Annotated in this window: 5 protein-coding genes; 2 read left to right on the top strand and 3 right to left on the bottom strand. The window is 62.1% G+C overall.

What is annotated here, in order from left to right:
* The first annotated feature begins 1 nt into the window (after nt 1).
* Complete coding sequence (locus RT424_RS01660) at nt 2-400, top strand: MerR family transcriptional regulator (protein ID WP_313434032.1); 399 nt, start codon at nt 2-4, stop codon at nt 398-400.
* Here the strand turns inward: RT424_RS01660 and RT424_RS01665 are convergent.
* The 3 genes from RT424_RS01665 to guaA all read right to left on the bottom strand — a co-directional run bounded on the left by RT424_RS01665 (nt 388) and on the right by guaA (nt 3,871).
* Nucleotides 388-1,434, bottom strand: coding sequence for an NAD-dependent epimerase/dehydratase family protein (locus RT424_RS01665; protein WP_313434034.1), 1,047 nt, complete (start codon nt 1,432-1,434; stop codon nt 388-390). The genes RT424_RS01660 and RT424_RS01665 overlap by 13 nt on opposite strands.
* A 42-nt stretch (nt 1,435-1,476) precedes the next feature.
* Nucleotides 1,477-2,040, bottom strand: coding sequence for a TetR/AcrR family transcriptional regulator (locus tag RT424_RS01670; protein ID WP_313434036.1), 564 nt, complete (start codon nt 2,038-2,040; stop codon nt 1,477-1,479).
* A 250-nt stretch (nt 2,041-2,290) separates the two neighbouring features.
* Nucleotides 2,291-3,871: a glutamine-hydrolyzing GMP synthase gene (guaA, locus tag RT424_RS01675; protein ID WP_313434037.1), complete on the bottom strand. Its 1,581-nt coding sequence runs from the start codon at nt 3,869-3,871 to the stop codon at nt 2,291-2,293.
* A gap of 521 nt (nt 3,872-4,392) precedes the next feature.
* On the opposite strand from guaA, the gene RT424_RS01680 reads away from it, so the two are divergent.
* Nucleotides 4,393-6,000, top strand: a 1,608-nt coding sequence (locus RT424_RS01680) for a DNA gyrase subunit B (RefSeq protein WP_409521423.1), incomplete at its 3' end; no start/stop codon positions are given.

A 6,000-nucleotide genomic window follows, 5' to 3' on the forward strand; every position in this document is an offset into this window, starting at 1 on the left:
CATGCTGATTTCCCAGTTCGCCAAGGCGACCGGACTTTCGGTCGATACCGTGCGGTTCTATATCGCCAAGGGCCTGCTGAAGCCGGAGCGCAGCGCGAGGAAAGGCGGGGCCAATCCCTATCAGGTGTTCAGCGCAGACGATGTCACCGCTGCGCAGATGATCCGGCTTCAACAGTCACTGGGATACTCGCTTGCGGAGATCGGTGCGCTTGCCGAGGAATACAGGCGAGGTGCCGGCTCGCCGGAGCGTACCGCCGAGGTCCTGCGCAAGCAGATCGCCCGGCTTGAGGAACGCCAGCGCGAACTCGATGCCGCACTGGCCTTTCTCAAGGGCAAACTGGAATGGGTGGAAGCAGGTCAGCCCGGCTCCGCTCCCGTGCCCACCGCCTACTTCTGCTGATCGCGTTTGGGAGAAGCGAGGCGCTTCAGTTCCGCCATGCCTTCTTCCACCGAAACCACCGGGGCATATCCGAGATCACGTTTCGCCTTGGTTATGTCTAGCGTTACCTCAACAGCCATGGTCGCCAAATCCTGTCGCGTGACTGGGGGCTTGATCCGACCACCTGAGAGCCACGCCGCAGCTTCGCCGACGCGCGCAATGGTACGCACCAACCATGAAGGCACCACCTTTTCAAGAGGTGCAATCCCTTGTGTCTCCAGCAAGCGGGATACGAAGCTGCGGAAAGTCGAGGGTTCGCCATCGGTGATGAAATAAGCTTCGCCCGCAAGCCCCCTCCGCAGAGCCAATTCGATGCCGTGGCAAGCGTTGGCGACATGCGTGGCCGAAGTGAGATAGTCGCCGCCGTCGATCCATGCCATCTGACCTGAACGCGCGGCTGCCGTCAGGATCGGCAGCGCCGTGGTGTCGTCACGGCCCCAGACGAAGCGCGGACGCACGATCACCACCTCGAAACCATCGCCGTTCAGCGCCTGCACGACGCGCTCCGCTTCGGCTTTCGTCCGCGAGTAGGCACCGGGAAAGCGCGCGGGCATGGCCCGGTTCTCATCGACATTGACGAGTGCCCGCCCGTCGAGAAGCACCGATTCCGTACTGACATGCACGGCCCGCCGCACGCCCGCCTGCCGGGCGGCGCCGAACATGGCGCGCGTTCCCTCGACATTGACGGCAACATGCTCGGGCGTCTCCGGGCCGTGACTGGTATGGGCCGCAGCATGGACCAGCGAGCGGCATCCTTTCATCGGCTCGGCCAATGCCGGATCTGAAAGAGCACCGACGATCGGCCTTGCTCCAAGAGCGCGAACCACATCCGCCGCCTTCTGCGAGCGGACGAGCGCAATGACCTGGACGCCGCTCGCAACGAAGTGGCGGATCAGGTTACGCCCGAGATAGCCGCTGCCGCCGGTCAGAAAGAGCGGAGACAGCAGTTCGGGATCGGAAGCGCGAACGCCTCCGATGGCTTTGTAATCGTTCATGGAGTTTCTGCCTTTTAGATTAGGGGCACCGATGCGGCCCGCTCATCCCGGAGGACCGGACGCGAGCCAGCGGATATCGTCGAGCAGCGCTTGGCGCTCATCATCAGCCCATTGGAAGTAATCGAGAGTTTCGAGCAGCTTGAGGCCTTCCAGCGCGAGATAGGCCAGCATTGGGCCCCTCGCAGCGCCCGCTTCCTCGCGAATGCGGCCGATCACGGCGGTCTGGTTCTTCTGGATAGCGGAGCGCAGCGAACGATCCTGTGCCAGCGCTGCACAGATATTCAGCGCAACCGCCCTGAACTCGTCGGGAAAAGGCTGGCTCGCTGCGGAGATCCGCCCGTTCAGCGTCGCATTGTCTCTGCCCGCGAAGGACTCCGCGGCAGCCTCATTGAAGGCATTGTCACGCACGACCGCGCGTTCGACCATAGCCTCGATCAGGGCTTGTTTGGTGCCGTAGTCATAGACCACGCTGCCCTTGCTAATGCCGGCTTCCTGAGCGACACCATCCAGCGTCAAGCGCGCAGCACCCACGCGGGCTACGACCATTTCGGCCGCATCGAGAATATGGTCCAGATCGATACTCTTTTTGCGACCCATCAACGCCATCCATTTTTATCTGACTGGATGGATATAAATGGATGGCACGCAACAGTCAACGCGCGCGCGGATCGTGCGTATATGGGACGCTCACTCGGGAATGCGCGATACCATGCCGCCGCAAATTGACGGGGCATGGTATCGATCTTGCGCGGCAAGGGCGGGATCAACGCACCATGAGAGATGCCATTGATAACCCACTCGATTTTCGAAGTTTGGTAGATTTATACGCCTGTTTTCAGACCGCTACAAACCAACCTCACTCCCACTCGATCGTGCCGGGCGGCTTCGAGGTGTAGTCGTAGACCACGCGGTTGATGCCCTTTACCTCGTTGATGATGCGAGTAGCGACACGCGACAGGAACGTGGCGTCGAAGGGGTAGATATCGGCGGTCATGCCGTCGGTCGAAGTGACGGCGCGGAGAGCGCAGACGCTGTCGTAAGTGCGGCCATCGCCCATTACGCCAACCGTCTTCACCGGCAGCAGCACCGCGAAGGCCTGCCAGATCGCATCGTAGAGGCCCGCGTTGCGGATTTCCTCAAGATAGATCGCGTCGGCCTTGCGCAGGATGTCGCAGCGTTCGCGCGTCACCTCGCCGGGGATGCGGATCGCCAGGCCCGGCCCGGGGAACGGGTGGCGGCCCACGAAGATCTCGGGCAGGCCGAGTTCCCGGCCGAGCACGCGGACTTCGTCCTTGAACAGTTCGCGAAGCGGCTCGACGAGCTTCATGTTCATGCGCTCGGGCAGGCCACCGACGTTGTGGTGGCTCTTGATCGTTACCGAAGGGCCCCCGGTGAACGAGACCGATTCGATCACGTCCGGATAGAGCGTGCCCTGCGCCAGGAATTCGGCGCCGCCGATCTTCTTCGCCTCGTCCTCGAAGACGTCGATGAAGGTCTTGCCGATGAACTTGCGCTTGGCCTCGGGGTCGGTGACGCCGGCAAGGCCGTTCAGGAACAGCGTCGAAGCATCGACGTGGACCAGCGGAATGTTGTAGTGCCCGCGGAACAGGCTGACGACCTGCTCGGCCTCGCCCATGCGCAGCACACCGCCGTCCACGAAGACGCACGTGAGCTGATCGCCGATCGCTTCGTGGATCAGCAGCGCGGCTACCGCCGAATCGACACCGCCCGACAGGCCGCAGATCACCCGCTTGTTGCCGACCTGGGCACGGATCTCATCGACCTTGGTCTTGCGGAACTCGGCCATGGTCCAGTCGCCGGCCAGTCCGCAAACGTGGCGGACGAAATTCTTCAGCAACTTTCCACCGTCGGGCGTGTGTACGACTTCGGGGTGGAACTGCATCGCGTAGATGCGCTTCTCGTCGTTGGCGATGACCGCGAAAGGCGCGCCCTCGCTGGAGGCGACCGGGCGGAAGCCGGGGGCAAGGCTGGTCACCTTGTCGCCATGGCTCATCCACACCTGATGCCTCTCGCCCTTGGCCCAGAGCCCGTCGAACAACGCGCAATCGTCGCCGATCTCGATGAAGGCGCGACCGAATTCACCCGAATCGCCGGAGAGCACTTCGCCGCCGAGCTGATGCATCAGCGATTGCTGGCCATAGCAGATGCCCAGCATCGGCAGGCCGCTTTCGAGAATCTCGGCGGGAATGCGCGGTCCGCTTTCATCGAGCACCGAAGCCGGCGAGCCCGAGAGAATAACGCCGGCCGGTTTCATGCGGGCGAAGGCATCCTTCGCGGCATTGAACGGAGCGATCTCGGAATAGACGCCCGCCTCGCGCACACGGCGGGCGATAAGCTGCGTCACCTGACTGCCGAAGTCGATGATCAGGATGGAATCGGACGGCTGTGAAGTCTGGCCAGAAGTCTGATTAGTCATGGGCGGCCACTATAGCGGGATAGTTCGGGTGTCCAGTATCCGCGGTTGCCACGCGCCAATTTCGCCCGCCATCGCCACCTAAGTGCAATTGCAAAACATGCAAGCAATATTGTTTCTTTCGACGTTGCGAAAATTCCAAGACCGCCTATCTCGCACCTGCAGCATGACGACGAGAAGCGCCATGCATGCGATAAAAACAAAACAATAAGTTTGCAGGAGCAATTCCATGACCATCGTCGAAAAGACGTTCGGTTTCGCTGCAGCGCTGGGTGTGAGCGCTCTGGCATTTGCCGTCACCCTCATCTGAGGACCGGCATTCCGACTAGACAGAAGGGCGGCCCATGTGGCCGCCTTTTTTGTTGCCTGTCACGCAGCAATACCTCCCGCCTCTCGTGCGCGGCGCGCAACTTTTCGCAACTTGGCGCGGTCTGGCGGCAGAGCGGCGCAACCGGCTCCGTCTCTTGTGGAAAAGCCCTGTGGCGGAGCCGCTTTTGCTTGGGTTTATGACCGTCAAACCCTATATGCTCGCCATGGCAAGCACCGAAGACAACACGCCCGCGACCGCGGCCGACCGCAACGCTTTGGACAGCGGCAAGAACCAGAACAGCTACGGCGCGGATTCGATCAAGGTCCTGAAGGGCCTGGATGCGGTCCGCAAGCGTCCCGGCATGTACATCGGCGATACCGACGATGGCTCGGGCCTGCACCACATGGTCTTCGAAGTCTCGGACAATGCCATCGACGAGGCACTGGCAGGTCATTGCGACCTCGTGCTCATCGAACTCAACGCCGACGGTTCCGTCTCTGTCGAAGACAACGGCCGCGGCATTCCCACCGGCATCCATGCCGAGGAAGGCGTCTCCGCCGCAGAAGTCATCATGACCCAGCTCCACGCGGGCGGGAAGTTCGAGAACACTTCGGACGACAACGCCTACAAGGTGTCCGGCGGCTTGCACGGCGTGGGCGTTTCGGTGGTCAACGCCCTGTCCGAATGGCTGGAACTCGCGATCTGGCGCGAGGGCAAGGAACACTGGATGAAGTTCGCCCACGGCGATGCCGTGGCCCCGCTGGAAGTGCGCGGCCCGGCCCCCAAGGTGAGCGACAACCCGGACGACAACGGCTTCAAGAAGGGCACCCGCGTCACCTTCCTCGCCTCGACCGAAACTTTCAAGAACGTCACCGAGTTCGATTTCGACAAGCTGGAACACCGCTATCGCGAACTCGCGTTCCTCAACTCGGGCGTACGCATCAAGCTGCGCGACAAGCGCCATGAAGAAGCCGTCGAGCACGATCTCTACTACGAAGGCGGCATCGGCGCTTTCGTGAAGTATCTCGATCGCAACAAGCAGGCGTTGATGCCCGAACCGATCGCGATCGGCGCGGACAAGGACGGTATCGGCATGGAAGTCGCCCTTGAATGGAACGATTCCTATTACGAGAACGTGCTCTGCTTCACGAACAACATCCCGCAGCGTGACGGCGGCACCCACCTGGCCGCGTTCCGCGCCGCGCTGACGCGCACGCTCAATGGCTATGCCGAGCGTTCGGGCCTGCTCAAGAAGGAAAAGGTGTCGCTTTCGGGCGACGACATGCGCGAAGGCCTGACCGCGATCGTCTCGGTCAAGCTGCCCGATCCCAAGTTCTCGTCGCAGACCAAGGACAAGCTGGTCAGCTCGGAAGTGCGTCAGCCGCTCGAGTCGCTGATGGCCGACAAGATGAGCGAATGGCTGGAGGAAAACCCCGGCCACGCCAAGACCATCATCCAGAAGGTGATCGACGCCGCCGCCGCGCGCGAAGCCGCCAAGCGCGCCCGTGAACTCACGCGCCGCAAGGGCGCGATGGACATCGCCTCGCTGCCGGGCAAGCTGGCCGACTGCCAGGAGCGCGATCCCAGCAAATGCGAACTGTTCCTGGTCGAGGGTGACTCCGCAGGCGGCTCCGCCAAGCAGGGCCGCGACCGCAAGACCCAGGCGATCCTGCCGCTCAAGGGCAAGATCCTCAACGTGGAGCGCGCGCGGTTCGACCGGATCATTTCCTCCAAGGAAGTCGGCACGCTGATCCAGGCCATGGGCACGGGCATTCGCGACGATTTCAACCTGGACAAGCTGCGCTACCACAAGATCGTCATC

The organism is Novosphingobium sp. (assembly GCF_032093395.1).
GTDB lineage: Bacteria > Pseudomonadota > Alphaproteobacteria > Sphingomonadales > Sphingomonadaceae > Novosphingobium.

Excerpts from the sequence above, each read along its gene's own strand:
- RT424_RS01670 (WP_313434036.1), bottom strand. The coding sequence starts at position 2,040 with ATGGCGTTGATGGGTCGCAAAAAGAGTATCGATCTGGACCATATTCTC.
- RT424_RS01660 (WP_313434032.1), top strand. The coding sequence starts at position 2 with ATGCTGATTTCCCAGTTCGCCAAGGCGACCGGACTTTCGGTCGATACC.
- RT424_RS01665 (WP_313434034.1), bottom strand. The coding sequence starts at position 1,434 with ATGAACGATTACAAAGCCATCGGAGGCGTTCGCGCTTCCGATCCCGAA.
- guaA (WP_313434037.1), bottom strand. The coding sequence starts at position 3,871 with ATGACTAATCAGACTTCTGGCCAGACTTCACAGCCGTCCGATTCCATC.